We start from the raw sequence: 25,969 nt of genomic DNA, 5'->3' as shown, positions 1-25,969 counted from the left end.
GTCAAGGAGGACGAATGGCGGGGCCACTTACCCCTCACCTGCAGGACATCGCTCAACCACTGGCCGCAACGCCCGTACTGACCGACGGCAACCGCAATCTGGTGCTCGTCATCGCGGTGGTCGCCCTGGCCGCACTGGGCCTCGCCGTGGTGCTGGTCCGTCAAGTGCTCAGTGCCGACGAGGGCACCGACAGCATGAAGAAGATCGCCGCAGCCGTGCAGGAGGGGGCCAACGCCTATCTCGCACGGCAGTTCCGCACCCTGGGCGTCTTCGCGGTCGCCGCGTTCTTCCTGCTGATGCTGCTGCCCGCGGACAACCTGTCGCAGCGCATCGGACGCAGTGTGTTCTTCCTGGTGGGCGCCGTGTTCTCGGCGATCACCGGCTACATCGGCATGTGGCTCGCGGTACGCAGCAACGTCCGTGTGGCGGCGGCCGCCCGCGCCGCCACCCCGGCGGAGGGTGAGCCCGCGGCTGATCTGACGACGGTCTCCCACCGCGCCATGAAGATCGCCTTCCGCACCGGTGGTGTCGTCGGCATGTTCACGGTGGGCCTCGGCCTGCTGGGCGCCTCCGCCGTCGTGCTGCTCTACAAGGCCGACGCCCCCAAGGTGCTGGAGGGCTTCGGCTTCGGCGCCGCGCTGCTCGCGATGTTCATGCGGGTCGGCGGCGGCATCTTCACCAAGGCCGCGGACGTCGGCGCCGACCTGGTCGGCAAGGTGGAGCAGGGCATCCCCGAGGACGACCCCCGCAACGCCGCGACCATCGCGGACAACGTCGGCGACAACGTCGGCGACTGCGCCGGCATGGCCGCCGACCTGTTCGAGTCGTACGCCGTCACCCTGGTGGCCGCGCTCATCCTCGGCAAGGTCGCCTTCGGTGACTCGGGCCTGGCCTTCCCGCTGCTGATCCCGGCGATCGGTGTGCTCACCGCCATGATCGGCATCTTCGCGGTGGCCCCCCGCCGCAAGGACCGCAGCGGCATGACCGCCATCAACCGCGGCTTCTTCGTGTCCGCCGTCATCTCGCTGGTGATGGTGGCCGTGGCGGCGTTCGCGTACCTGCCCTCGACGTACGCGGACCTGAAGAACGTGCCCGGCGACATCGCCTCGCACTCCGGTGACCCGCGCATCCTCGCGCTGGTCGCGGTCGCCATCGGCATCGTGCTGGCCGCGCTCATCCAGCAGCTGACGGGCTACTTCACCGAGACCAGCCGGCGGCCCGTGCGCGACATCGTCAAGACCTCGCTCACCGGCCCGGCCACCGTCGTCCTGTCCGGCATCTCGGTCGGTCTCGAGTCGGCGGTCTACTCCGCCGTGCTCATCGGCCTGTCGGTGTACGGCGCCTTCCTGCTGGGCGGCGCCTCGGTGTGGCTGGCGCTGTTCGCGGTGGCGCTGGCCGGTACCGGCCTGCTGACCACTGTCGGCGTCATCGTGGCGATGGACACCTTCGGTCCGGTCTCGGACAACGCCCAGGGCATCGCCGAGATGTCCGGTGACGTCCACGGCGCGGGCGCTCAGGTCCTCACCGACCTCGACGCGGTGGGCAACACCACCAAGGCCATCACCAAGGGAATCGCGATCGCGACCGCCGTCCTCGCGGCGACCGCGCTCTTCGGTTCCTTCAAGGAGGCCGTGGACACCGCCGTCCGGGACGCCAACATCTCCGCCGGCGACCTGCGGTGGCTGGACCTGGACATCTCCCAGCCGAACAACCTGGTCGGGCTGCTGCTCGGCGCGGCCGTCGTCTTCCTCTTCTCCGGACTGGCCATCAACGCCGTGTCCCGGTCGGCGGGTTCGGTGGTGTTCGAGGTGCGCCGACAGTTCCGGGAGCGGCCCGGGATTATGGACTACACCGAGCAGCCCGAGTACGGGCGCGTGGTCGACATCTGCACCAAGGACGCGCTGCGCGAGCTGGCCACGCCGGGTCTGCTCGCGGTGCTCGCCCCGGTCGCGGTCGGCTTCTGCTTCGGCGTGGGCTCGCTCGGCGCGTACCTGGCCGGTGCGATCGCGGCCGGCACCTTGATGGCGGTGTTCCTCGCCAACTCCGGTGGTGCCTGGGACAACGCCAAGAAGATGGTCGAGGACGGCCACTACGGCGGCAAGGGCAGCGAGGCCCATGCCGCGACCGTCATCGGCGACACCGTCGGCGACCCCTTCAAGGACACCGCGGGCCCGGCAATCAACCCGCTGCTCAAGGTCATGAACCTGGTGGCGCTGCTGATCGCCCCGGCCGTCGTCAAGTTCTCCTACGGCGACGACGCCAACCTCGGCGTGCGCATCGGCGTCGCCGCGGTGTCGCTGCTGGTCATCGTCGGCGCCGTCTACATGTCCAAGCGCCGCGGTATCGCGGTCGGGGACGACGACGGCGACGACAAAGGCGGAGATTCCGGGGCCGACAAGCGATCAGCCGACCCGTCGGCAACGGCGGTCGTCTGACGCCGGGTGAGCTGAATCCGGCACGAACCGTGCGGGCGCGGCGGGCGTCATCCACAAGGATGGCGCCCGCCGCCCGCGTTTGCGTCAGATCCCTCACCCTCTTTTTGGTTCATATGGGGTATTGATCTCCATATCGTGCGGAGCGGATATGGCCGCCGGGCACCGGCCGTGTAGGTTCCGGGGCCGTGAAGAAGAAACTCGCGACCGCACTGCCCGCTACGGCTCTGATCCTGGCGACGGGGACGCTGACGGGCTGCGGGGACAACGGCAACGAAGAGCTCGACAGCTGGGCGAAGACGGTCTGCACCCAGGCCGCCGCCCAGGTGAAGCAGATCAACGGCGCGAACACGAAGATCAGCAACACCCCGAGCAACGGCAAGCCGATCGAGGTCAGGCGGGCCGACTCCAGCGCGTTCCAGCAGATCTCGGACGCCTACCGGCAGCTCGCCCAGATCGTGGACAAGGCGGGGGACCCGCCGGTCGACAACGGCGCCCAGCTCAAGAAGGACGCGGTGAACGACCTCGACTCGCTGTCCACCTCGTACGCGAACCTGCGCCGGCAGATCGACAAGATCCCGGTGAACGACCAGGCGAAGTTCGCCGATGGCCTCAAGGGCGTCTCCGACAACCTCGCGAAGGTCAGCAAGAGCGGCGAGCAGGCCCTCGACACGCTCCGCAAGGGCGAGGTCGGCCAGGCCATGGCGAAGCAGCCCGGCTGCCAGGAGTCCGGCGCCGCCCCGGCGAAGTCCTGAGCGCGCGAGGGCGGGTGACGGACCCGCCGGGGGTGACAATGGCTCCGTGAGTACGCAGCCGACCCCGCCGCCCCTGCCCGCCCCCGACAGCGCCGACCGCCTCAGGGATGCCCTGCGCGCCGCCGCGTTCACGGCCGACGGCTGCCTGGACCTGCTCGGCGCGACCGCCTACGCGGCCCTGTCGCGGGCCGAGACCGTGCCCGCCCTGCGCGCCACGCGCGGCGGCAGCCCGCTGGAGAGCCTGGTGCGGCTCTTCCTGCTGCAGCAGCCGGTTCCGTACGGCCGGCTGCGCGACGTGCTCCCGGTCGACGCCGCCGTCGCCGGCGGCTGGCTGGTGCGGGACGGCGACGAGCTGCGCGCCACGGTGGACGTGCGTCCGTACGGGGGCGACGACGGCGAGGACTGGTGGATCGTCTCCGACCTCGGCTGCGCCGTGGGCGGATCGCGCGGTGTGCGCGGCATCGGGACGGCCCCCGGCGTGGACCGGGCGGACCTGGTGCTCGGGGTCGGTGGTGCCTCCACCACCCTGGCCGGGATCACCGTGCGCACGCCCGTGGCGAGCGCCCTGGACCTCGGCACCGGTTCCGGCATCCAGGCGCTGCACGCCTCCCGGCACGCCACCCGGGTCACCGCGACGGACCTCAACCCGCGCGCCCTGCACTTCACCCGGCTCACGCTCGCCCTGTCCGGGGCCCCCGAGCCCGACGTGCGGCAGGGCAGCCTCTTCGAGCCGGTCGGCGATCAGCGCTTCGACCTGATCGTGTCCAACCCGCCGTTCGTCATCTCGCCCGGCGGCCGCTTCACCTACCGCGACGGCGGCATGGCCGGCGACGACCTGTGCCGCACGCTCGTCCAGCAGGCCGGTGACCACCTCACCGAGGGCGGCCGGCTCCAACTGCTCGCCAACTGGGAGCACACCGAGGGCGAGGACTGGCGGGACCGGGTCGCCTCCTGGGTGCCGCGGGACTGCGACGCGTGGATCGTGCAGCGCGAGGTGCAGGACACCGCCCAGTACGCCGAGTTGTGGCTGCGCGACGGCGGCGACCACCTGGCCGGCTCGGAGGAGTACACGGCCCGCTACGACGCATGGCTGGACGCCTTCGAGCAGCGCAAGACCAAGGGGGTCGGCTTCGGCTGGATCACTGTGCGCAGGACCGGCTCCGACCGGCCCGTGGTGGTCGCGGAGGAGTGGCCGCATCCCGTGGAGCAGCCGCTCGGCCCGCACATCGACGCCTGGTTCGGCCGTCAGGACTTCCTGCGGGACCACGACGACGCGGCCCTGCTGGACGCCCGTTTCCGGCTCGCGGACGAGGTGGTGCAGGAGCAGGTGGGTATGCCCGGCGCCGAGGACCCCGAGCACGTCGTGCTCCGCTCGCAGCGCGGCATGCGCCGGGCGACCCGGGTCGACACCGTGGGCGCGGGCTTCGCGGGCGTATGCGACGGTACGCTCTCGGCCGGCCGGATCCTGGACGCCATCGCCCAGTTGCTCGGCGAGGACCCGGTGGTGCTGCGGGACCGCACGCCGGAGGCGATCCGGCTGCTGGTGGAGCAGGGCTTCATCGAGCCGGTGTGACAACGCGAACGGCCCGCGTCCGCTGCGGAGAGGCGGACGCGGGCCGGACGGCGGCGGGTGATCAGCCGCGCAGGACGCGGCCCTTGGCGTCCGTGCGGTCGTTGCTGGTGAAGAAGAGGATCGCGTCGATCAGGGCCCAGATGCCGCAGCCGCCGAGGGTGACGAGCTGGCCGATGGCCATGCCCGTGTGGCCGGTGTAGAAGCGGCCGATGCCCAGACCGCCCAGGAACAGCTGCAGCAGACCGGCGGTCACCTTGGACTTGTCGGACAGCGGCCGACCAGCCGGGTCGTAACCGAACGGGGCGTCAGGGGTGGGCGTTGCCATGGATCGTGCTCCTTGTGCCGTGGGGACGTACCGGCAGGAGCGCACACACCATCAGATCCGGCCCCCCGCCGTGGATGGCCCACATCTAAGCATCGAATACGTACATCTGTCCCACTGGTTAACAGACGTCACAAAGATGTGATCATGGCGTTGTCAAACCGCGTTCCGTGCGATTCCCCAGGCCAGGGCCGTGGCGAGCACCGCCACCTGGCCGTACTTGTGAAGTCTGGGGTGGTACGCCCGCCCCCGCAGACCCTCGAACACCCAGCGTCCGTAGAGATAGAGGCCGACGGGGCTCGCCAGGAGCAGCAGGCGGTTGTCGTGGAAGGCCGCCGTGAGGTCCCCGTGCATCAGGTCGTAGAGCATGCGCGTCGCCCCGCAGGCCGGACAGAGCAGTCCGGTCGCCCAGTTGAGGGGGCAGCGGGGCAGCCAGTGACCGTGTTCGTGCGGATCGGTTCCCCACAGGTAGGCGGCGCCGACCGCGCCGGCCACCAGGGACGCCAGTGGAGCCGCGGCCGGTCGCCCGGCCACGGCTCTGAGGCGGTGGAACGTGAGGGAGGTCATCGTCGTCCTCAGCTGCGCAGGAGGCGGCCCTGGGAGTCGGTGCGGTCGTTGCTCGTCAGGAAGAGGATGCCGTCGATCAACGACCAGATGCCGAACCCGCCGCAGGTGAGGAGCTGGGCTATGCCTATGCCGACGTCGCCCACGTAGAAGCGGCCGATGCCCAGACCGCCCAGCAGCAACTGCAGCACACCCGCGACGATCTTGGACTTGTCCGACAGCGGGCGGCCGTACGGGTCGTAGCCGTAGGGCGCGTTGGGGTCGCCGGTGTAGCCGCCCTGCGGGGGGTAGCCGTAGCCGCCCTGCGGGTAGGCCCCCTGCTGCGGGTAGCCGTAACCGGGCTGCTGGCCGTAGGACCCGCCGCCGGCCGGCGGCTGCTGCGGATAGCCGTAACCCTCCTGCTTGGGCGGGCCGTACGGGTTGTTCGGGTCGGACATCTTCGGGCTCCCCCTACGAGAAGACGGTCTGTGATTCCGCCATCTTGTCAGGCGCGTCAAGAAAGCCGGGGCGGGATGCGGGCGGCTGCGGGCGGCTGCGGGCCGCACGGGGAGTGCGCGGCAGCGGACCGGGAGCGAAAGGATCCGGCCAGTTCGCCCGCCGCGGTGTTCACCGGGGATTGGCCCTGCGGACCCCGTGCCGTGCGATTCTCCGGACGACGGTGGGCGTCCGGCCGCCGGGCGGACGCAGGGGGTGTGAGGAGTCATGGACATGGAAACCGTGCCGGGGACCTTCGCCGGAACGGTGTTCGCGCTCTTCGGCGGCGCCCTTCTGCTGTGGACGGTCACCCGTGCCGTGCGCAGCGAGCCGGTGACGCCGGGAGGCGGGACGCTGGGGACGGCCGTGGCCGGTTTTTTCGGGATCGTTTCGCTGCTCGTCGGGGTCTGGCTGTTCCTGACCCTCCGAGCTGGACAAAACGGGCATGACTGGCAGTCCGTGCGGCAGACAGGACGCTTGTCGGGTTACCGTTCGAGTGGCGTTGCGGACTTTTCCCGTTTGACACGGGACCGGGATGTACGGTCACACTCCGCAGCGAGACCACCTTCGACCCGGAGAGAAGAGCGAAGTTGTCCCCGACCCGCGACACCGCAGAGGGCGGCGGCCGCCGACTCGTCATCGTCGAGTCGCCTGCCAAGGCGAAGACGATCAAGGGCTACCTCGGCCCTGGCTATGTCGTCGAGGCCAGCGTCGGGCACATCCGCGACCTCCCGAACGGGGCCGCCGAAGTGCCGGCGGAGTACAAGGGCCAGCCGTGGGCGCGGCTCGGCGTCAACGTCGACAGCGAGTTCCAGCCGATCTACGTTGTCAACGCCGACAAGAAGGCCCAGGTCAAGAAGCTCAAGGACCTGCTGAAGGAGTCCGACGAACTCCTGCTCGCCACCGATGAGGACCGCGAGGGCGAGGCCATCGCGTGGCATCTGCAGGAAGTCCTCAAGCCAAAGGTCCCGGTCCGCCGGATGGTCTTCCACGAGATCACCAAGGACGCCATCCAGGAAGCCGTCCGCAACCCGCGCGAGCTGAACCAGACCCTCGTGGACGCCCAGGAGACCCGCCGCATCCTCGACCGCCTCTACGGCTACGAGGTCTCGCCGGTCCTGTGGAAGAAGGTCATGCCGCGCCTGTCGGCCGGCCGCGTCCAGTCCGTCGCCACCCGGCTCGTCGTGCAGCGCGAGCGCGAGCGCATCGCCTTCCGCTCCGCCGAGTACTGGGACCTGTCGGCCACCTTCGCGACCGGCCGGACCGGTGACGCCACCGACCCCGGCAGCTTCGGCGCCAAGCTCAGCGCCGTCGACGGCAAGCGCGTCGCCCAGGGCCGGGACTTCGGCTCGACCGGGCAGCTCAGGGAGGGCTCGGGCGTCCTCCACCTGGACGAGGCCGCCGCCCGCGCGCTCGCCGCCGCCCTGGAGGGCGCCGCCTTCTCGGTCCGTTCGGTCGAGTCCAAGCCCTACCGCCGCTCGCCGTACGCGCCCTTCCGCACCACGACCCTGCAGCAGGAGGCCAGCCGCAAGCTCGGCTTCGGCGCCAAGGCCACCATGCAGGTCGCCCAGAAGCTGTACGAGAACGGCTTCATCACCTACATGCGTACGGACTCCACCACGCTGTCGGAGACCGCGATCACCGCCGCCCGCGCCCAGGTCACCCAGCTCTACGGCGCCGACTACCTGCCGGACAAGCCCCGCGTCTACGCGGGCAAGGTCAAGAACGCCCAGGAGGCGCACGAGGCGATCCGCCCCTCGGGTGATCGTTTCCGCACCCCGGCCGAGACCGGCCTGACCGGCGACCAGTACCGCCTGTACGAGCTGATCTGGATGCGCACCGTCGCCTCCCAGATGAAGGACGCGGTCGGCCAGTCCGTGACCGTCAAGGTCGGCGGCCGTGCCGGCGACGGCCGCGACGCCGAGTTCTCCGCGTCCGGCAAGATCATCACCTTCCACGGCTTCATGAAGGCCTACGTCGAAGGCGCCGACGACCCGAACGCGGAGCTCGACAGCAGCGAGCGCCGGCTGCCCGCGGTCACCGAGGGTGACGCGCTCACCGCCCGGGACATCACCGCCGACGGCCATGCGACCAAGCCCCCGGCCCGCTACACCGAGGCTTCGCTGGTCAAGGAGCTGGAAGAGCGCGAGATCGGCCGTCCGTCGACCTACGCCTCGATCATCGGCACCATCCTCGACCGCGGCTATGTGTTCAAGAAGGGCACGGCCCTGGTGCCGTCCTTCCTCTCCTTCGCCGTCGTCGGCCTCCTGGAGAAGCACTTCGGCCGGCTCGTCGACTACGACTTCACCGCCCGGATGGAGGACGACCTCGACCGCATCGCCCGCGGTGAGGCCCAGGCCGTGCCGTGGCTGCGCCGCTTCTACTTCGGCGAGGGCGACACCCCCGAGGCGGTCGGCGGCGCCGCGGACGCCGGCAACGGCGACGGGGACCACCTCGGCGGCCTGAAGGAACTCGTCGAGGACCTCGGCGCCATCGACGCCCGCGAGGTCTCCTCCTTCCCCGTCGGCAACGGCATCGTGCTGCGCGTCGGCCGCTACGGCCCGTACGTGGAGAAGCCCAGCGAGGTCGAGGGCGAGACCGGGCAGCGCGCCGACGTCCCCGACGACATGCCGCCGGACGAGCTGACCGTCGAACTCGCCGAGGAACTGCTGGCCAAGCCCAGCGGCGACTTCGAGCTGGGTGCGGACCCGGAGACCGGCCGCCAGATCGTCGCCAAGGACGGCCGCTACGGCCCGTACGTCACCGAGATCCTTCCCGAGGGCACCCCGAAGACCGGCAAGAACGCGGTCAAGCCGCGCACCGCCTCCCTCTTCAAGTCGATGTCCCTCGACACGGTGACGCTGCAGGACGCGCTCAAGCTGATGTCGCTGCCGCGCGTCGTCGGCGCCGACCCCGAGGGCGTCGAGATCACCGCGCAGAACGGCCGCTACGGCCCGTACCTGAAGAAGGGCACCGACTCGCGCTCCCTGGAGACCGAGGACCAGCTCTTCACGATCACCCTCGACGAAGCCCTCGCGATCTACGCCCAGCCCAAGGCACGCGGCCGCGCCGCCGCCAAGCCCCCGCTGAAGGAACTGGGCACCGACCCGGTCAGCGAGCGTCCCGTCGTCGTCAAGGACGGCCGCTTCGGCCCGTACGTCACCGACGGCGAGACCAACGCCACGCTGCGCCGTGACGACGACGTCGAGACGATCACGCCCGAGCGCGGCTACGAACTGCTCGCCGAGAAGCGGGCCAAGGCCCCTGCCAAGAAGACGGCGAAGAAGGCCCCCGCGAAGAAGGCCACCGCGGCGAAGAAGACGACGACGGCGAAGAAGACCGCCGCCGCGAAGACCACGACGGCCGCGAAGAAGACCGTGGCCAAGAAGACCGCCGCCAAGAAGACGACGGCCGCGGCGAAGAAAACGGCGGAATAGCCCCACGGGAACCGGCGGCGGCGGAATCCGGCCCGCCGCCGGTTGTCACGGCCTCTCAACGGTCGTGACGGGCGCCCGTCACGACCGCGGCCGCTGCCGATAGGCTGGCGGGATGACGCGATCCGAGCTGCCAACGGACACGTTCGCCGACGACCTCGCGGCCGACTCGCGCGAACGCGCGGTCGGAGCGCTGCTGAAGATCCCACCGCTGCGCAAGCTGTGGGGCGCCCAGCTGACCGGTGCCGTCGCCGACCGTCTCGCCCTGCTGGTGCTGGTGGTGCTGACCGTGCAGGCCTGCGTCGCCGCCCAGACCTTCGGCGACGGGTACCGCGGAGCGGCCTTCGCCGTGGCCGCGGTCTTCGGCGCCCGGCTGCTGGCCACGCTGCTGTTCGGCGCGGTCCTGCTGGGCCCGCTGGGCGGACTCACCGGGCCGCAGGGGCCGCTCGACCGGCGCTGGACCATGATCGGATCCGACGTCCTGCGCGTCGCCCTCCTCATCGTGGCCCCGCTGTGGATCACCTGGGTGCCCGGCAAGGCCGGCGCGTGGCTGCTCGTCACCGTCTTCGTCGCCGGTGTGGCCGAACGCCTGTGGACGGTCGCCAAGGACGGCGCCGCTCCGGCCCTGCTGCCCGCCCCGGCGCCGGGTGCAGGAACGGTACGGCCGCTGCCCGACCACCTCGACGCGCTGCGCCGCCTCGACCTGCGGACCGGTTTCGTCGCCTTCCCGCTGGCCGCCGCGGGCCTCGTCGTCGTCACCCTGGTCGGCAATCTCCTCGCGGTCGGCGTCGACTGGTTCTCCCTGCACCAGGTCGCCCTCGCCTCGTACGTCGCCGCCGGGCTGTTCGCCGCGTCCCTCGCCGTCGTGTACTTCCTGGAGCTGCCCGGCGGCCGGACCGCCCCGCTCCACTCCCCGCTGCAGGGGCTGCGGCTCGCGGACCGCGGGCGCACCGGTGCCGTCCCGGTGCTCGTCCTCGGCACCGCCACCGTCGCAGGGGCCGTCGCGGCCGCCGTCGGCCTCGCCGTCCTGCACGCCTCCGACCTCGGCGGCGGGCCGGTCGGCTACGGCCTGCTGGTGCTCGCCCTCACCGCGGGTCCCGTGATCGGCATCCGCGTCGCGCCGCGCATCCTGCCCGGTCTGTCCCGGCGCCGCCTGCTGGCGATCGCCGTCGCCGTCACGGGCCTCGCGCTGCTGCTGGCCGGCATCGTCCCGGACCCGACGACCGTGCTGCTGCTGGCCCTGCTCGCCGGCCTCGCGGCCGGTGTCGTCGCCAACACCGGCCACACCCTGATCGACCAGGAGACCGAGGAGTCCCGCCGGGCCCGGGCCACCGACCACCTCCACGCCGTCACCCGGCTCCTCATGGCGGTCGGCGTCATCGGAGCGCCTCTGCTCGCCGCCGGCATCGGCCCGCACCGCGTCGAAGGCGGCCACTTCACGTTCGACCACGGCGGCGCCGCGTACACCCTCATGCTCGTCGGTGCGCTGCTGCTGCCCGTCGCCGCCCTCGTCCTCGGCAAGGCCGACGACCGGCAGGGCGTCCCGCTGCGCCGTGACCTCCGCGAGGCGCTGCGCGGCGGCGACCCGGCCCAGGCCCCCGCGCCCACCGGCTTCTTCATCGCCGTCGAGGGCGGCGACGGCGCGGGCAAGTCGACCCAGGTAGAGGCGCTCGCCGACTGGATCCGGGCCAAGGGCCACGAGGTCGTCGTCACCCGCGAGCCGGGCGCCACGGCCGTCGGCAAGCGCCTGCGGTCGATCCTGCTGGACGTCTCCAGCGCCGGCCTCTCGCACCGCGCCGAGGCCCTGCTCTACGCCGCCGACCGGGCCGAGCACGTCGACACCGTCGTGCGCCCCGCCCTGGAGCGCGGCGCCGTGGTCGTCTCCGACCGCTACATCGACTCCTCCGTCGCCTACCAGGGCGCCGGACGCGACCTCGCGCCGACCGAGATCGCCCGCATCTCGCGCTGGGCGACCGACGGCCTGGTCCCGCACCTCACCGTGCTGCTCGACGTCTCCCCGGAGGCCGCCCGCGAGCGCTTCACCGAGGCACCCGACCGGCTGGAGTCCGAGCCCGCGGAGTTCCACGAGCGGGTGCGCGCCGGATTCCTCACGCTCGCCGCCGCCGACCCGGCCCGCTACCTGGTGATCGACGCCGCACAGGAGCCCGACGCCGTCACCACGGTGATACGCCACCGGCTCGACCAGGTCCTGCCCCTGTCGGAGAAGGAGATCGAGGCCCGCGAGAAGGCACGCATCGCCGCCGAGGAGGAGGCCCGTCGCCTCGCCGAGGAGGAGGCCGCCCGCAAGGCCGAAGAGGAGCGGCTCGAGCGCGAACGCCAGGCCCAGCTGGAGAAGCTCCGCCAGGAAGAGGAGGAGCGCCGCCGCCTCGACGAGGAGACCGCCCGCCGCGAGGCCGAGGAGGCCGCCGCGGAAGCGGCGCGCCGCCGCGCGGAGGAGGCCCGGCGCCTCGCCGAGGAGGAGCGGGTGCGCCGCGAGGCCGAGGAGCGCGCCCTCCACGAGGAGCAGGAACGCCGTCGCCGCCAGGCCGACGAGGAGGCCCGGCTCCGCGCCGAGGCGGAGGAACGACGCCTCGAGCGCCAGCGCAAGGCCGAGGAGGCGCTGCTCCGGGCCGAGGAGGCGCGGCTCGCGGCCGAGGCGGAGGCCGAGGACGCGACGGTCACGGTCGAGACGCCCAAGCCGGCGGCGCCGGCCGCGGACGACGAGACCGCGGTGCTGCCCGCGGTGCCGGCTGCGCCGGCGGCCGAGGAGGAGACGGCGGTGCTGCGGCCCGTCCCCGCCGACCCGGACGTCGCGGAGACCGCGGTCCTGCGGCCCGTCCGCGCGGACGACGAAACGGCGGTCATCCCGCCCGTTCGCCCGGACGAGCGTTTTCCCTCCGATTTCTTCCGCAAGGAGGAACCCGAGTCGGGGAACGAGCGGACGCGTGAGCTGCCCTCCGTCCCCGAGGCGGAGGCGAAGCCGAGGCGGCCGAGGCCGTCGTGGGCGGAGGAGACGCCGCTGGACGATCTGCCCACGTTGGCGGACGAGCTGCTGGGTCCGCGGGACCCCGAGGACCCCCGTCCCTGAGGGACCCCGGACCGGGGAGGCTTTTCCCGCGCCCGCCCTCCCCCAGCCTTCGGCCGGGGGTGCCCCCAGCCCGGCGCGGTAAGTGCGGTCCTGCGCTGCGTGGGTGTGGGGGTCGGTGCCGCGCCGGGGTGCGCCCCCCGCTGCCGCTGGGAGGTGCCCCCACCTCGGCGCTCGCCGGTTACCCCAACATCGTCCGGCATCGGCCCGCGCAGTCGCCGCTCGTCGCTCCCGCAGCTACCGCTGGGGGAGGACCCCGCCACACCCCCTCCCGGGCCGGTGGGGGTGCTGTAGGCGGTGACGGCTGGCCCCGCGGACCGCGCTGCGCCAACGGGTGGCCCCGGGCACGGTGCCGCTTCCACCCCCCACCGGGGATCAGGCGCATGACGAAACGGAGGGGGCGGGGGAGGTGGGGGCACCCCCGGCCGGAGGCTGGGGGAGGGTGGGTGTTCTGGATTGTGGAGCATATTTGGGTGCATGACCCGGGGTGATCAACGGCAGGTACCGGAGGCACCGAAATGTGCTGTCCAGAATGGCCGGCCCCGGAGGCCCCGCACCCGGCCCACCCCGCACGCGCGTCGGGGCGCCCTGACTTCACAGGGCTGGGGGCACCCCCGGCCGAAGGTTGGGGGAGGGCGGGAGGGCGGGGAAAAAACCTCACCCGGGAACGGCGGAGCCAAACGTCAGGAGAATGGCCTCGTGCGGTACCTGATACTCGGCCCCACAGACGCGCGCAGCGCAACCGGCGCCCCCGTGCCCTTGGGCACCGGCAAGCGCCTGCGCGCCCTCCTTGCCGCCCTGGCGCTGCACGCGCCGCACCCCGTCTCGCCGGAGGCGCTGATCGCGGAGGTGTGGGGCGGAGAGGGCGACGACCCTCCCCAGGACGCCGCAGGCGCCCTGCAGGCGCTGGTGTCGCGGCTGCGCCGCGCCCTCGGGGACGGCAGGGAGGCCGTCGCGTCGGGTCCGGGCGGTTACCGCCTGGTGATCGCGTCCCCGGACGACGTGGACCTCAACGTGTTCGAGCGCCTGGCCCGCGAGGGGGCCGCCGCTCTGGACGCCGGTGACGCCGAACGCGCCGCGGACATCCTCGGCCGGGCGCTCGCGCTGTGGCGCGGCCCCGCGCTGGCGGACCTGCCGGACCGGAGCGCGGCCGCCGCCCGGCTGGGGGCGCTGCGGCTGACCGCGACGTACCACCGCATCGAGGCGTACCTGGCACTGGGCCGGGCGGTGGAGGTGCTGCCGCAGGTGCGGGGCCTGGTGGCCGAGCACCCGCTGCACGAGCCGTTCCGGGCGCAGTGGATCCGCGCGCTGCGCGCGACGGGCCGTTCGGCGGACGCGCTGGGGGCGTACGAGGAGTCCCGGCGCACGCTCGCCGACCGGCTGGGCACCGATCCGGGCCCCGAACTGCGCGCGCTGCACGCTGAGTTGCTGTCCGCAGCCGGACCCGCAGCCGGACCCGCAGCCGGACCCGGACCCGGACCCGGACCCGGACCGGGACCCGTACCGGACCCGGCGCGGGCGCCCCGTACGGGGAACCTGCGGGCCCGGCTGACCAGTTTCGTGGGCCGGGAGACGGAACTGGTCGCGCTCCGCAGGAGCCTGGCGGACGGCCGGCGGCGCCTGGTGACCCTGACGGGGCCGGGCGGCTCGGGCAAGACCCGGCTGTCGCAGGAGGCCGCCCAGTCGGCCGAGGCGGCCGACGCCTACCCGGACGGGGTGTGGCTGGCCGAGCTCGCGGCCCTGGACCATCCCGCGGCCGTGCCGGACGCGGTGCTCAGCGCGGTCGGGCGCCGCGACACCGCGGTACTGGCGGCGGCCCGGGAGGTGCGCGGCGTCGCCGACGCCGATCCCACGGCGCGGTTGCTGGAGTTCTGCGCGCAGCGCCGCCTTCTGCTGATTCTGGACAACTGCGAGCACGTCGTCGACGCCGCCGCCGCGCTCACCGACCGGTTGCTGGCCGCCTGCCCGGGGGTGACGGTGCTGGCCACCAGCCGGGAGCCGCTGGGCCTGCCGGGCGAGACGGTGCGCCCGGTGGAACCGCTGCCGCTGCCGACCGCGCGCCGGTTGTTCGTGGAGCGCGCGGCGGCGGTGCGTCCCGGGTTCGACGCCTCCCGCGACCACACCGGGGCGGTGGACGAGATCTGCCGCCGCCTGGACGGCCTGCCGCTGGCGATCGAATTGGCCGCGGCACGCCTGCGGGTGCTGTCGCCGCGCCAGATCGCCGACCGGCTCGACGACCGCTTCCGGCTGCTGACCGGCGGCAGCCGTACCGCGCTGCCGCGCCAGCAGACGCTGCGGGCCGTCGTCGACTGGAGCTGGGACCTGCTGAGCGGGGCCGAGCGCACCGCGCTGCGCCGGCTGAGCGTCTTCGCGGGCGGCTGCACTTTGCCGGCGGCCGAGGCGGTGTGCGGCGAGGACGCGCTGGAGCTGATCGGGCAACTGGCCGACAAGTCGCTGATCGTGGTGGAGCACAGCGCGGAGGAGGTGCGCTACCGGCTCCTGGAGACCATCCACGAGTACGCCGTGGAGCGCGCCGCCGCGGACCCCGAGGACCGGGCGGCGGCCGCCGCCCGGCACACCGCGTACTGGCTGGAGTTCGCCGGTGCCGCGGATGCCGGCATGCGCGGTCCTGACCAGCTGGTGTGGGCCGCGCGCATGGAGGCGGATCTCGACAACGTCCGCGCCGCCCTGGACCGCACGATCGGGGCGGCGGAGTACGACGACGCGATCGCGCTCGTCCTGCACATGGGCTGGTTCTGGTGGCTGCGCAACTATCGCGACGAGGCGACGGCGTGGATCGAGCGGCTGGTCGAGGCCACCGATCTCCCCGAGGACCGTGAGGCTCCCGGCTTCTGGCCGCGCATGAACCTGCGGCTGCTGCACCTCTTCGTCGTGAGCGACACCGTGGCGCGCGAGGTGATCCAGGGCCCGGCGATGCTGGAGCTCGCGTCCCGCGTCATCGCCGCCTACGAGGAGCCGAGCCCGCACTCCGCACGCTTCCCCGGCATGCTCTGGCCGTTCTCCGACTACATCCTGGGCCGCCACGGCAGGATCCGGGAGCACGCGGATGCGATGGTGGAGAGCTGCCGCCGGTACGGGGGCGACTGGGAGCTGGCGGCCGCGCTGATGTTCCGTACCCACATCACCATCGACCTGCCGGGCGGACTGGCCCGGGCCGACGACGACTGGCCGGAGCTGCTGGAGCTCAGCGAGCGGATCGGCGACCGGTGGATGCGCGCCCAGGTGTGCGAGGCCGGCGCCGAGATGGCCCTCGCCTACGGCGACTACGAGGCGGCGCAGGCGGATCTGGAGGAGGCGCTGCGGTACGGCTCGGAACTGGGCGCGCACGTGGAGGGCATCTTCGTCCGTTCCCGGATGGGTGAGCTGGCGTACCGCTCCGGGGACGACGAGCGGGCCGAGAAGCTGCTGATCCAAGCGGCCGAGGAGGCCGAGCAGTACGGGGTGTGGGACGCCCGCGCCTACATCCGGGTGCTGCTGGCGCAGATCCTGCTGCGGCGCGACGACGTGCCGCGTGCCCGGGAGTTGAGCGAGCTGGCACGGGGCGAGGGCAGCATGGGCACGCCGCCGCCGGACTTCGAGCTGCTCTGCGAGAGCCTCGCGGCCCGGATCCTGGCCGCCGAGGGCGATCCGGCCGGTGCCCTGGCCGGGCTGGCGAACGCGGTCCGCGCGGGCGTCGGCGGCTACTGCGCGGAGATCCGGCTCGCGGCCGTGGTCGAGTACGGCGCCGAAGTGCTGCTGGCCCTCGGCGACCCGGCCCGTGCCGCCCTGTTGCACGGCGCGGCGGACGGACTGCGGTCCGGGCTGCCGCGCCCGGTCCCCGAGGAGGAGGGCGTCCGGGCCGTCGAGGGGGCGGCTCGCGCCGCGTTGGGCGACACCGCGTACGAGGCGGCCCGCGCGCGGGGGAACCAACTGGGCGGGACGGGGGCGTACGACGTGATGGCGGAGGCGATCGCGGCCTGGCCGACGGGATTGCGGCGGTCCCGCGGCGCGTTGCATCTTTGAGCTTTCAACCGATGATGGAGTGCGCATGAAGGTCGAGATCTACAGCGACATCGCCTGCCCGTGGTGCTACGTGGGCAAGCGCCGTTTCGAGCGTGCGCTGGCCGCGTTCCCGCAGGCCGGCCAGGTCGAGGTGGTCTACCGGCCGTTCCAGCTCTCCCCGGAGAAGTCCGAGACGCCCGAACCGCACCGCGCCTACCTGAGCAAGCGCTTCGGACCGCAGGCGACCGCCATGGACGCCCGGCTGGAGGAGCTCGGCCGCGCCGAGGGCCTGGCCTTCGACTTCGACCGCGCCATCGAGAACAACACCCTCCTCGGCCACCGGCTGCTCTGGCACGCCCTCACCGACTACGGCCCGGCTGTGCAGGCCGCGCTCAAGGACCGTCTGCTCGTTGCGCACTTCGCCGAGGGCGCCGATGTCGGCGACCGCGAGACGCTGGCGTCGCTGGCCGCCGAGGCCGGGCTCGACCGCGACCGGGCGGCCGCGTTCCTCGCCGGCGACGAGGGACACGAGGAGGTGCTCGCCGAGATCGACGAGGCCCGCGCGATCGGTGTGAACGCCGTCCCCACCTTCGTCTTCGAGGGCAAGTGGGCCGTCCAGGGCGGTCAGGAGACGTCCACCTTCCTGCGCGTGCTGGAGCAGGTGGCGCAGGAGACGGGCACCGCCCCCGTCGCGGGCGACGCCGCCGCCTGCACCGATGACGCCTGCGAGGTACCGGCCCCGTAGCTCCTAGTCGCAGCTGAGGCGGGCGCCCGCCCAGTCGGCGACGTTCGCCAGGTGCAGCCGGCGGCTCGGCTCGACGACCAGGCGGACGGTCTTGGAGCCCGCGATCGGCACATGGACGGGCACGCCCGGGTCACCGCCGTGGATCACATCGGAGCGCCACAGGCGTGTGCCGTCGCCGTAGACGGAGAAGCGCGCGGCGCCGAGGCCGAGGGAGAGGTCGTCGATGCCGGCGACCGCGTCGAACGCGCTGCAGGAGCGGTTGAGCACGATCGTCACGGAGGACGGCGCGGCGACGGTGACGCCGCCCGCGTACCGGGTGCCGTCGATGGCGAGGCTCCAGCGCTGCCACATCCAGTCGCCGATGCGGATCACCGGACGGTCCGACGTGCCCGGGCCGCCGTAGCCCAACTGGTTGAGCGCGAAGACCCGGTGCTCCGGCGGCGGGGTCGGCTCGACGGTGGGGCTGGGCGTCGGCGGGGGCGGGGGCGTGGGCGTCGGCGCGGGTGTCACGGTCGGCGGCTGGGTCGGGGTGGGCTTGGGTGCCGCCGCGGGGGTGATGCTCGGCTCTGCCACCGGCTTCGGGGTGGGGAGCGGGGCCTGCCTGTGCGGCGGCCGCGAGACCGGCGGGGCGGGTGCCGGCGATGCCTTCGAGGGTGCCGGCGTCGGTGCCTGCCGGGGCACCGCCGGGGCGGCCGACGGCTTCCTGTGTGCCTGCGGCCGCGGCGGTGTGTCGTTGCCGGACAGGGCGAGCGCGACGGCCACCCCGGCGGCGGCGACGACCACGCCCGTCACGACGGCGATCTTCAGCGGCGCGCCGACGCCCTCGGCCGCCGCGGCGCCACCGGCTCCCGCGCCGGCGCCGCCCGCCGAACCTCCGGCCGCGGCACCCGCACCCGCACCCGCGGCCGCCGCCGCTCCCGCGGCGGCGGCACCGGCGGCCTTGACGGCGTACGAGGCGGTGAACCACCCGATGACCGCCACCGGCAGCAGGCCCTTGAGCGCCGCGTTCACGTCCGCCAACTCGGCCGCCGCGAGGCGGCACTTGGCGCACTCCTCCAAGTGCTTGCGCAGTTCCCGGTCGGCCCGCATCCGCAGACCGCCGCGGGCGTGCGCGCCCAGCCGGTCGGCGTACTGGGCGCAGCCGCCCTCGGCGGTGAGGGACGCGGAGACGTGCGCCTGCAGATAGGCCTGGCGCAGTCCTTCGCGCGCCCGGTGGGCCAGCACCGCCGTCGCGTTCGCGGTCAGTCCGAGCAGGGGCGCGACCTGGCTGGGCGACTCCTCCTCGACGGCGGTGTGCCACAGCACCGCCTGCCAGCGTTCCGGCAGCGTGCGGAACGCCTGCATGGCCAACGACCGCTCGGCCACCTGCATGGCGCGTACGTCCGCGCCGAGGTCCGTGGTCTCGCCCGCCGTACCGGAACCGGCCGCCGACACCGCGAACACCGCGAAGTCGTCGACCAGTTGCTCACGCTTGGCGCTGCCCGTCCAGGAGGCGGCGACCCGGCGCACCGTGGTCAGCAGATAGGCGCGCACCGCCGCGTCGGGACCGCTGCCCCCGCGGATCGCCTGCAGCGTGCGGGCGAAGACCTCGCCGGTCAGGTCCTCGGCGGTGTGCGTGTCGCGGCAGCAACCGCGCGCGTAGCGGCGCACGGCGGCGGCGTGGCGGCGGTACAGCTCCTCGTACGCGCTGTCGTCCCCGCCGCGCACCCGCGCGACGAGGTCGGCGTCGGACACGGGCGCGTCCGCGGTGGCCGGCTCCGCCGTCTTCGCGGAGGGCATCTCCACGGTCGGCCGGTCGTCCGACGGCCGACTGCCCGGGACGGGGGCCTCACGACGTTCGGCCAGCGGCTCCCGCTGGCCCGGCACGCGACCGGAGGACTGCTCCTCGCCGGAGTCCGATCCCGCCTCGGGGGCGGGCTCCGGCTCCCCGTTTCCTTCATCCACGGGCGTAAGCGTGGCACAAGCGTCGCTTCCGATGACCTGCCAAACATCGGAACCACTCGTCCGGGGAGTTTTCACTCCCCGGACCGAGCACCATCACCCGGACGGGGCAGCGTCACGCCCCCGGACGGGACCGCAGGCCGTCGAGCAGGATGTCCAGCAGCCGTGCGGAGGCGGCCGCCTGGTGCGCCGGGTCGGGCAGCGAGGGCGCCGCCGTGGCTATCACCAGCAGCACGTCGGCCACGGACACGTCGGCCCGCAGCTCACCTGCCGTACGCGCCCTCTCCACCAGTTGCCCGACGACCTCCAGCAGCGCCGTGATCCCGGCACCGGACGCGGCGTCCTCCGCCGCGCCGCGCTGCTGCGGCACCCGTGCCTCCTCGGCCCCCGCCGGCTGCACCTGCAGCACCTGCGGCGGCAGCAGCCGTCCCGCGCCCGAGGCGACGGACGTGCGCAGGAAGCGCGACAGGGCCGACCAGGCCTCGTCCTCCTGGCCGAGCGCGGCGCGCGCCTGCTCGGTCAGCCGCGCCGTCTCCTCCTCGGCGATCCGCCGCACCAGCACGTCCTTGCTCGGGAACCGCCGGTAGACCGTGCCGACGCCCACCCGGGCCCGGCGCGCGACGTCCTCCATGGGCGCGCCGTAGCCGAGCTCGCCGAAGACCTCGCGCGCGGCCCGCAGCACGTGCTCCAGGTTCCGCTGCGCGTCGACCCGCAGCGGGGACGTGCGGCTGCCGGCTCCCGCGCCCCCACCTGCACCGATGTGGCCGCCGGGATCGATTGCGCCACCGGCCACCGACGCCATCGATGCCGCGGGCGCCCAATGAGGGTCCTGAATATGCATATGTGTATCCCCCGGAAAATCGCGTCTCCCCCCGGAGACTCCCCACCCCATGATCGCCGGGCCGCTGCGACAGCTCGCCACAGGGACACCCCGACGGGATACGAACATAGTTGAGGGCAGGTCAAGAATGAAGGGGCAACCTACCCACGATCGGAGTACCCGCGCCGCCGTGTCCGCGCCCACGCACTTCAGGGCGGTGGGGAACCCGCCCGTGACCTGCCGGACAACAGGATTCGGCCATTCATTGCCGTACGCCCTGTGGACAAACCCCGAGCGGGCATTGCCTCATGGAACGATGGCAGCACTCAAGGAGCCGTCCGGCGCGGGCCGCGAGTCCGCGGTCCCGCGCGTCCTGGTGGTCGGCGGCGGATACGTCGGCATGTACACCGCCCTGCGACTGCAGCGGAAGCTGGCGCGCGACGAGGCGGAGATCGTCGTCGTCGAACCGCAGCCGTACATGACCTACCAGCCCTTCCTCCCCGAGGCGGCGGCGGGCTCCATCTCCCCGCGGCACGTCGTGGTCCCGCTGCGGCGCGTCCTGGACCGCTGCACGCTGGTCATCGGCGAGGCCCGGCGCATCGACCACGCCCGGCGGATCGCCGCGGTGGCCACCCTCGCCACCGAGGAGGAAGGTTCCGGCGAGCTCCTGCTGCCGTACGACCACCTGGTCATCGCCCCCGGCTCGGTCTCCCGGACGCTGCCCATCCCCGGCCTCGCCGAGCACGGCATCGGCTTCAAGACCGTCGAGGAGGCCATCGGCCTGCGCAACCACGTCCTGGAGCAGCTCGACATCGCCTCCTCCACCCGGGACGTGGAGGTCCGCGACGCCGCGCTCACGTTCGTCGTCGTCGGCGGCGGCTACGCGGGCGTGGAGGCGCTGGCCGAACTGGAGGACATGGCCCGCCACGCCGTGCGCTACTACCACAACGTCGAGGCCGACGACCTGAAATGGATCCTGGTCGAGGCCACCGGCCGCATCCTTCCCGAGGTCGGCGAGGAGATGGGCACGTACGCCGTCCGCGAGCTGCGCGGCCGCAACATCGACGTCCGGCTGAACACCCGGCTGGAGTCCTGCGAGAAGCGCGTGGTCGCCCTCGACGACGGCTCGCGGCTGCCCGCCCGCACGATCGTGTGGACCGCCGGCGTCAAGCCGCACCCGGTCCTGTCCCGCACCGGCCTGCCGCTGGGCGACCGCGGCCGCGTCCGCTGCGCCGCCACCCTGCGGGTCGACGGCACCGACAACGTCTGGGCGGCGGGCGACGCCGCCGCCGTGCCGGACCTGGCCTCCGGCGACCCGGACGCGCTGTGCGCCCCCAACGCCCAGCACGCCCTGCGCCAGGCCCGCGTGCTGGCCGACAACATCGTCGCGAGCCTGCGCGGAGGGCCCCTGAGCGACTACCGTCACGCCTACGCGGGGTCGGTCGCCTCCCTCGGGCTCCACAAGGGCGTCGCACAGGTCTACGGTCGCAGACTCACGGGCTACCCTGCCTGGTTCATGCACCGCGCGTACCACCTCAGCCGGATGCCCACCTTCAACCGCAAGGCGCGCATCCTGGCCGAATGGACCCTGTCCGGGCTCTTCAAACGGGAGATCATCTCGCTCGGCTCCCTGGAGAACCCGCGCGCGGAGTTCGAGCTCGCCGCGGGCGCCGGCCGCAAACCCGACGCGCCCTGACCGACCAGTGCGGATGCGGTCGCCGATTCCCCCGGAGCGGCGGGTCGGCCACACTGGACCCTGTGACCATGCGTGCGTCAGCACCTGCAAAGAGTGACAAATACGAGGAATCGGACGTTTGAACCTCACGCGCTGGAGCGCCCGGCTCCCCGGAACACAACGTCGCAATGCCCAGGCGGCGGCCGCGAGCACCGAACCCCCCTCCGGCGGGGCGGTCCCCGCGGCACGCGGCCAGGCGGGGGAACACGCCGACGCGCCGGCGCACACCCTCGACGCGCTCCCCGTGCGGGAGGTGCTGTCCCGGCTCCCCGCGCTCATCGCGGTCACGCACGGCTCAGCCCATCGCCTGGGCTACGTCAACGAGGCCTACGCGGAGGTCTTCGGCCCCCGCACCCCCGGCGAGCCCGCCCGCGAGGCACTGCCCGAGCTCGCCGAGCTCGGCCTGCTCCCCCTCATGGACCAGGTGTTCCGCAGCGGCAAACCCCGCACCGTGAAGGCCCGCAAGGTCGCCACCGCCACGCGGCAGGGCTACTTCACGATCACGTGCAGCCCCGTTCCGGTGAAGGACGGCGGCGACACCGGCGGCGTCCTGGTCTTCGCCACCGACGTCACCGACCAGGTGCAGGCCGCCGAGCGACTGCGCGAGAGCGAACGGCGTCTGCACGCGACCGCGGTCACCCTCCAGCGCAGCCTGCTCCCCCAGGAGCTCGAACAGCCCGACGACCTGCGCGTCGCCGCGACCTACCAGCCCGGCGGCACCGACGCCGCCGTCGGCGGCGACTGGTACGACGTCATCACCCTCGGCGCCGGCCGCACCGCCCTGGTCATCGGCGACGTCATGGGCCGCGGTGTGCGCGCGGCCGCCGTCATGGGCCAGCTGCGCACCGCGGTCCGCGCCTACGCCCGCCTCGACCTGCCCCCGCACGAGGTGATCCAGCTCCTGGACGGACTCGCCGCCGAGATCGACGCGATGCAGATCGCCACCTGCGTCTACGCGGTCCACGACCCGAGCGAGAGCCGGCTGTCGTACGCGTCCGCCGGCCACCTGCCGATCGTCGTCCGCGACGCCGACGGCACCGTGCACCGGGCCGACGAGCCCACCGGTCCCCCGCTCGGCACCGGCGGCTGGGTCCACACCTCGGGCACCGTGCCGCTGGGCCCCGGCGCCACCGCCGTCCTGTACACCGACGGCCTGATCGAACGCCGGGGCGAGGACATCGACGAGGGCGTCTCCGCCCTGATGAACACCCTCGCCGGCGCCACCGGCAGCCCGCAGGTGATCTGCGACCGCCTGCTGCGCGCGCTCGGCGTGACCTCCGAGCACGCCGACGACGTGGCTGTCCTGGTCCTGCAGTACCCGCAGCGCGAGGGCACCGACTCCGAGCTCTTCCGCAACGCGTCGCTGGAACTGCTCGGCGGCGTCGAGGCGGCCCCCCGCGCCCGTGCCTTCGCGCAGGGCGTCCTGACCTCGTGGCGCTTCCCCGTCGAGCTCGTCGACCTCGGGGTGCTCGCCGCGAGCGAACTGGTCGCCAACTCCCTGCAGCACGGGGTGCCGCCCATGCGGCTGCGGCTGCGCCGCACCGACCGCCGGCTGATCATCGAGGTCACCGACGGCGACGACCACCTGCCGCGCCGCCGCCGCGCCGAACCGGTCGACGAGGCGGGCCGCGGCATCTCGATCATCGCCACCATCGCCTCCGGCTGGGGCTCCCGGCGCACGCCGGGCGGCGGCAAGGCGGTGTGGTGCGAGTTCGCGCTCCCCACCTGAGGGCGGACTACGCGGCCAGCACCGGCTCCGTCAGCGGCGCGTCCTGGTGGACCGTCAGCCGGCGTCCCAGGCGCAGCGACAGCACGGTGACCCCCAGCGAGCAGGCGACCAGCATCACGATGTACTGCGGGTACGTCCCGGCACCCGCCATGAGGCCGCCCACCGCGGGCCCCACGGCCATCGCGAGCTGCTTCACCAACGCGAAGGCGGAGTTGTACTGGCCGACCATCCGCTCCGGTGCCATGTCCGCCACCAGCGGCGCGACGGTCGGCGACAGCATCGCCTCGCCGAGCCCGAACAGCGCGTACGTGGAGATGAGCATCGCCGTCGCGATCGCGTGCGCGTCGCCCACGAGCCCGGACAGCCCCGCGACGACCCAGGCCACGGCCCACAGCACACCCACCGCCGCGATGACCCGGCTGCGGCGCCGCCGCTCCACCGGCCGCAGGATGAGGAACTGCGCGACCACGATGGCCGCCGTGTTCGCCGCCAGCGCGATGCCCAGTGTCGACGGCGACACCTTGGTCACCTCGACCGCGTAGGCCGACAGGCCCGACTCGAACTGCCCGTAGCAGGCGAAGAACAGCACCCCGCCCAGTACGCACAACTGGATCATCGCCCGGTCCCGGAGCAACGCCCGCCAACCGCTCGCCGCGCGCTCCGTCGGCGCCGCCTCCATCCGGGACGTCCTCGGCAGCCGTACGGAGGCCACCACCGCGGCCAGCACGACGAACATCGTGGCCTCGACGGAGAACAGCAGCGTGAACGAGCCCGGCCGCGCGGTGTCGACCAGCAGTCCGCCCAGCAGTCCGCCGATGCCGAGCCCCAGGTTGCTCAGGAAGAACTGGGTCGCGAAGGCCCGCGACCGTGTCGTCGGGGTGGAGCACCACACGATGAGCGTCGCCAGCGCGGGCTGCATCACGGCGATGCCGGCGCCCATCACCACCGAAGCGGCGATCACCAGCGGCGCGCTCGTCGCCAGGCCGAAGCCCAGCGCGCCCACCGCGGACGCCATCGCCCCGGCCAGCAGTACGGGCAGCGGGCCGTTCCGGTCGATCGTCCGCCCGGTGAAGGGCAGCACGGCGAGGGCGGCGACGGCGAACGCCGACAGCACGACACCCGCGGTCCCCGCTCCCAGGCCGCGTACCTGCGACACGTAGACGAACAGGAACGGCACGGTGAAGCCGTTGCCGAACGCGCTCAGCGCGTTGCCCAGCTGGATCCGGCGCAGCGCGGCGCCCATCGCGGTGGTCACACTCACCCCTTAGGTCAGAAGTCCTCAAGTGCTAAGACTTCAACAGTAAAGTTCGAAGTTGAACAGTACACAACGGAAGTCTTTAGGGCCAATGAGTTCCATGGCACACTCGTGCCATGACGAGCGCAGGCGACGGCCAGTCCAACTCCCCTCAGGAGCTGGACCTCGATGAGCAGATCGCGATCTACCAACGCGAGTTCCCCGAGGTGGACCCCCAGGTCGAGAAGATCGTCACGGCACTCGGCCGGCTGAACCGGCGCCTCCACGTGGGCTACAGCCGCCACCTGTCCGCGGTCGGCATCACCGCCGCCGAATGGGAGGTCCTCAAGGCCCTCGTCGTGGTGGGCCGGCCCTACCGGCTCGGCCCGGGCGACCTCGCCAAGCGACTCGGCCTCACCCCTGCCGCGATGACCCACCGCATCGACCGGATGGTCTCCGAGGGCCTGGTCACCCGTGAACGCGACGAGTCCAACCGGGTCCGCGTCATCGTGGAGCTCACCGACGTGGGCCGCGGCAAGTGGCTCGAGACCATGCGGATGGCCGCCGCCTTCGAGGGCGACCTCCTCCAGGACCTCGACCCGGACGAACGCTCCGTCCTGGGCGACCTGCTGACCCGCCTTCTGCGCCGCGTCGAGGCCGACCAGCCCGACGCCGGCGGCAGGCTCAAGGACCTTGACTGACCCGGTTTGACACTCGCATCCGCGATCCGTAGTGTTCTCCGGGTTGCCCGCTGGTGAACAGTTCGCCTGCACCGGTTCCCGGGCGGCCATCCCGAAGCAAGTTTCCGAACGAACGACGAGTAGTCGTTTCGTTTTCGTGCGCGCTTTCGGAATGAGGATCGGCGGAATTGCTCGATTGGCATCGGGCGCCATTGATCCGCTAACGTTCAACCCGTCGGAACGGCCCAACAGCCGGGAGGACAAGCCCCGCTGACGGGGGATCAGGCCGGAAACGGTCTGATACAGTCGGAAAAGCCGAAAAGCGAAAGCCGGACGGCACACCCGCTCCAGAGGGTGGCAGAGAAGGAAATCGGATCTGCTAAGCTGGAGACAACGAAGGGAAAGCCCGGAGGGGCCGGTGAAACGGTCTCGAAGGAAGCTTCC

16 protein-coding genes are annotated in these 25,969 nt (G+C 72.8%); 10 read left to right on the top strand and 6 right to left on the bottom strand.

The features are described from left to right. Positions 1-14: 14 nt before the first annotated feature. From PV364_RS37440 to PV364_RS37430, 3 genes are all read left to right on the top strand, one after another. On the top strand, positions 15-2,435 hold the full coding sequence (locus PV364_RS37440) for a sodium-translocating pyrophosphatase (RefSeq protein WP_319665400.1): 2,421 nt from the start codon (positions 15-17) through the stop codon (positions 2,433-2,435). 185 nt (positions 2,436-2,620) lie between these two features. After that, positions 2,621-3,187: a small secreted protein gene (locus tag PV364_RS37435; RefSeq protein ID WP_319665399.1), complete on the top strand. Its 567-nt coding sequence runs from the start codon at positions 2,621-2,623 to the stop codon at positions 3,185-3,187. 46 nt (positions 3,188-3,233) lie between these two features. Continuing rightward, a complete protein-coding gene (locus tag PV364_RS37430; RefSeq protein WP_319665398.1) occupies positions 3,234-4,760 on the top strand; it encodes a class I SAM-dependent methyltransferase in 1,527 nt (508 codons plus the stop codon). Positions 4,761-4,821: 61 nt separating this feature from the next. On the opposite strand, the gene PV364_RS37425 is transcribed toward PV364_RS37430, so the two are convergent. From PV364_RS37425 to PV364_RS37415, 3 genes are all read right to left on the bottom strand, one after another. After that, positions 4,822-5,085, bottom strand: a complete 264-nt coding sequence (locus PV364_RS37425; protein WP_319665397.1) for a TM2 domain-containing protein — start codon at positions 5,083-5,085, stop codon at positions 4,822-4,824. A gap of 153 nt (positions 5,086-5,238) precedes the next feature. Next, a complete protein-coding gene (locus tag PV364_RS37420) occupies positions 5,239-5,649 on the bottom strand; it encodes a DUF2752 domain-containing protein (protein WP_319665396.1) in 411 nt (136 codons plus the stop codon). Between the two features lie 8 nt (positions 5,650-5,657). Then, the gene (locus PV364_RS37415) at positions 5,658-6,083 is read right to left on the bottom strand and encodes a TM2 domain-containing protein (RefSeq protein WP_319665395.1); all 426 of its coding nucleotides are present in this window, start codon (positions 6,081-6,083) and stop codon (positions 5,658-5,660) included. Positions 6,084-6,710: 627 nt separating this feature from the next. Here PV364_RS37415 and topA point away from each other — a divergent pair. The 4 genes from topA (at position 6,711) to PV364_RS37395 (ending at position 17,386) form a co-directional block, all read left to right on the top strand. Beyond that, entirely contained in the window at positions 6,711-9,557 is a 2,847-nt protein-coding gene (topA, locus tag PV364_RS37410) for a type I DNA topoisomerase (RefSeq protein WP_319665394.1), read from the top strand. A gap of 112 nt (positions 9,558-9,669) precedes the next feature. Beyond that, entirely contained in the window at positions 9,670-12,642 is a 2,973-nt protein-coding gene (gene tmk / locus PV364_RS37405; RefSeq protein WP_319665393.1) for a dTMP kinase, read from the top strand. 696 nt (positions 12,643-13,338) lie between these two features. Further along, positions 13,339-16,662 carry an AfsR/SARP family transcriptional regulator gene (locus tag PV364_RS37400; RefSeq protein ID WP_319665392.1) on the top strand — a complete coding sequence of 1,108 codons (3,324 nt, stop codon included), beginning with the start codon at positions 13,339-13,341 and terminating at the stop codon, positions 16,660-16,662. A gap of 25 nt (positions 16,663-16,687) precedes the next feature. Next, a complete protein-coding gene (locus PV364_RS37395) occupies positions 16,688-17,386 on the top strand; it encodes a DsbA family oxidoreductase (RefSeq protein WP_319665391.1) in 699 nt (232 codons plus the stop codon). Between the two features lie 3 nt (positions 17,387-17,389). Here PV364_RS37395 and PV364_RS37390 read toward each other — a convergent pair whose 3' ends face one another. Together PV364_RS37390 and PV364_RS37385 are read right to left on the bottom strand one after the other, a co-directional pair. Then, positions 17,390-19,165 carry a sigma-70 family RNA polymerase sigma factor gene (locus tag PV364_RS37390; protein ID WP_319665430.1) on the bottom strand — a complete coding sequence of 592 codons (1,776 nt, stop codon included), beginning with the start codon at positions 19,163-19,165 and terminating at the stop codon, positions 17,390-17,392. Between the two features lie 277 nt (positions 19,166-19,442). Continuing rightward, positions 19,443-20,168, bottom strand: coding sequence for a helix-turn-helix domain-containing protein (locus PV364_RS37385; protein WP_319665390.1), 726 nt, complete (start codon positions 20,166-20,168; stop codon positions 19,443-19,445). 295 nt (positions 20,169-20,463) lie between these two features. Between PV364_RS37385 and PV364_RS37380 the strand changes: the two genes are divergently transcribed. Continuing rightward, complete coding sequence (locus PV364_RS37380; RefSeq protein ID WP_319665389.1) at positions 20,464-21,843, top strand: NAD(P)/FAD-dependent oxidoreductase; 1,380 nt, start codon at positions 20,464-20,466, stop codon at positions 21,841-21,843. 118 nt (positions 21,844-21,961) lie between these two features. Then, complete coding sequence (locus tag PV364_RS37375) at positions 21,962-23,611, top strand: SpoIIE family protein phosphatase (RefSeq protein ID WP_319665388.1); 1,650 nt, start codon at positions 21,962-21,964, stop codon at positions 23,609-23,611. A 7-nt stretch (positions 23,612-23,618) separates the two neighbouring features. On the opposite strand, the gene PV364_RS37370 is transcribed toward PV364_RS37375, so the two are convergent. Continuing rightward, positions 23,619-24,866: an MFS transporter gene (locus tag PV364_RS37370; protein WP_319665387.1), complete on the bottom strand. Its 1,248-nt coding sequence runs from the start codon at positions 24,864-24,866 to the stop codon at positions 23,619-23,621. A gap of 116 nt (positions 24,867-24,982) precedes the next feature. Between PV364_RS37370 and PV364_RS37365 the strand changes: the two genes are divergently transcribed. After that, positions 24,983-25,546 (top strand): MarR family transcriptional regulator, encoded by a 564-nt coding sequence (locus tag PV364_RS37365; protein WP_319665386.1) that lies wholly within the window; start codon positions 24,983-24,985, stop codon positions 25,544-25,546. Positions 25,547-25,969: the final 423 nt, after the last annotated feature.

Source organism: Streptomyces sp. MI02-7b (genome assembly GCF_033793585.1).
Classification (GTDB): Bacteria; Actinomycetota; Actinomycetes; order Streptomycetales; family Streptomycetaceae; genus Actinacidiphila.
The sequence above is the reverse complement of the archived record's forward strand: the minus strand, read 5'-3'. Positions and strand labels throughout refer to the sequence as shown.

Bases quoted from the DNA above. Each gene is read 5' to 3' on its own strand.
- tmk (WP_319665393.1), top strand. From the start codon at position 9,670: ATGACGCGATCCGAGCTGCCAACGGACACGTTCGCCGACGACCTCGCG.
- PV364_RS37415 (WP_319665395.1), bottom strand. From the start codon at position 6,083: ATGTCCGACCCGAACAACCCGTACGGCCCGCCCAAGCAGGAGGGTTAC.
- PV364_RS37425 (WP_319665397.1), bottom strand. From the start codon at position 5,085: ATGGCAACGCCCACCCCTGACGCCCCGTTCGGTTACGACCCGGCTGGT.
- PV364_RS37420 (WP_319665396.1), bottom strand. From the start codon at position 5,649: ATGACCTCCCTCACGTTCCACCGCCTCAGAGCCGTGGCCGGGCGACCG.
- PV364_RS37395 (WP_319665391.1), top strand. From the start codon at position 16,688: ATGAAGGTCGAGATCTACAGCGACATCGCCTGCCCGTGGTGCTACGTG.
- PV364_RS37390 (WP_319665430.1), bottom strand. From the start codon at position 19,165: ATGCCCTCCGCGAAGACGGCGGAGCCGGCCACCGCGGACGCGCCCGTG.
- PV364_RS37440 (WP_319665400.1), top strand. From the start codon at position 15: ATGGCGGGGCCACTTACCCCTCACCTGCAGGACATCGCTCAACCACTG.
- PV364_RS37380 (WP_319665389.1), top strand. From the start codon at position 20,464: ATGGCAGCACTCAAGGAGCCGTCCGGCGCGGGCCGCGAGTCCGCGGTC.
- PV364_RS37385 (WP_319665390.1), bottom strand. From the start codon at position 20,168: ATGCATATTCAGGACCCTCATTGGGCGCCCGCGGCATCGATGGCGTCG.
- PV364_RS37365 (WP_319665386.1), top strand. From the start codon at position 24,983: ATGACGAGCGCAGGCGACGGCCAGTCCAACTCCCCTCAGGAGCTGGAC.